This is a genomic window from Mycobacteriales bacterium (genome assembly GCA_036497565.1).
GTDB lineage: Bacteria > Actinomycetota > Actinomycetes > Mycobacteriales > QHCD01 > DASXJE01.
This window is the reverse complement of record DASXJE010000309.1, coordinates 1-1,568: the sequence shown is the minus strand read 5'-3', so window position 1 is coordinate 1,568 and position 1,568 is coordinate 1. Positions and strand designations below refer to the sequence as shown.

Sequence of the window (1,568 nt, the reverse complement as noted above, 5' to 3'; positions counted from 1 at the left end):
GCTTCCGCCGCAACGACGCCGACGAGCGCCGCTGGCAGGAGTCCATCGCCGCGGCCGAGGTCCTCTTCGGCGCTCCCGGCGACACCGCCGAGGGGCTCGCCTCGGCCATCCGCAGCGCGCCGGATCTCCGCTGGGTGCAGGGCACGGCCGCCGGCGCCGGTGAACAGCTGCGTCAGGCCGACCTCAGCCCCGCCGATCTCGCGCGGGTGACGATGACGAGCGCCCGGGGAGTGCATGCCGAACAGCTCGCCGAATGGGCGATGCTGGGTCTGCTGGCATTCACCAAGGACCTCCCGCGGCTGCTCGCCGCCAAGACCGAGCACCGGTGGGAGCACTACCCGGTGCGGGAGCTCGCCGGACAGACGTTGCTGATCGTCGGGCTCGGCGAGATCGGCCGCGAGGTCGCCCGGAGTGCGCGTGCACTGCGCATGCACACCCTCGGCGTACGGCGATCCCTCCCCGAGCCCGCGGTGGACGACGCCGTCGACGAGCTCCACCCGATCGCGAGCCTGCCCGAGCTCGTCCCCCGCGCCGACGCCGTCGTGCTCGCCCTCCCCGACACTCCGGCCACCCGCAATCTCTTCGATCGGCGGCTCGTCGAGTCGCTGGGCCGGCGTGCGGTCCTCGTCAACGTCGGACGCGGCCGGACGCTCGACCAGACGGCGCTGACGGAGGCACTCGTCGGGCGCCGGATCACCGGGGCGGCGCTCGAGGTCTTCGAGACCGAGCCGTTGCCGGCCGACGATCCGCTGTGGCAGCTGGACAACGTGCTGATCAGTCCGCACACGGCCGCGCTGTCGACCAAGGAGAACGCCCGCATCGTCGACCTCTTCGTCACCAACCTGCGCCGTTACTGCGACGGCGAGCCGTTGCTCAACGTCGTCGATCCGACGGACTTCTACTGACCCGCTCAGACACCCCGACCGCGACCGGCTACCGCCGCGCGGGCAAGGGCATCGGCCAGCGGCGGGATCTCGCCTACCGATAGCGACGCGATGGTGATCCGCAGCGCGGGCGGGCTGGCGAGACGGAACCGCGAACCCGGCGCCACGGCCCACCCGGCGGTCAGCAAGCTCGCGACGGCCGCGGTTTCGTCGCGCACCGGCAGCCAGACGTTGAGCCCGGACCGCGCATGGGCGGCGACGCCACGCTCGGCGAGGGCGTCGCGCAGTCCGGTGCGGCGTTCGGCGTACTCGAGCCCGGCCCGGCGGACGAGGTTCTGCGCCTTCGGGCTGTCCCAGAGCTCGGCCACAGCCTCCTGCGTCGTGTGGCTGACCCAGCCCGGCCCGAGCCGCTGGCGACCGCGGAGCCGGTCGACGGTGCCGACGTCGCCGGCGACCACCGCGAGTCGCAGGTCCGGCCCCCATGCCTTCGACACCGAGCGCACGTGGATCCAGTGGTCGGTGGTGCCGGCGAGCGTCACCGATGGAGCCCCGGCGACATCGGCGGCGTGGTCGTCCTCGACGAGGACGGTGTGCGGGTACGACGTCAGCACCCGCTGCAGGGCCCGGGCCCGCGACGCGGACACGGCCGCGCCGGTCGGCACCTGAGCCCGCGGGGTCACGACG

At 73.6% G+C, this 1,568-nt stretch carries 2 protein-coding genes; one reads left to right on the top strand and one right to left on the bottom strand.

Features of this window, described 5'->3' with window-relative positions; translation table 11 throughout:
* A partial coding sequence (locus VGH85_23770; protein HEY2176838.1) for a D-2-hydroxyacid dehydrogenase occupies window positions 1-905 on the top strand: 905 nt, incomplete at its 5' end.
* 5 nt (window positions 906-910) lie between these two features.
* Here the strand turns inward: VGH85_23770 and VGH85_23765 are convergent.
* Window positions 911-1,568: aminotransferase class I/II-fold pyridoxal phosphate-dependent enzyme (locus VGH85_23765; GenBank protein HEY2176837.1), on the bottom strand; the 658-nt coding region annotated here is incomplete at its 5' end.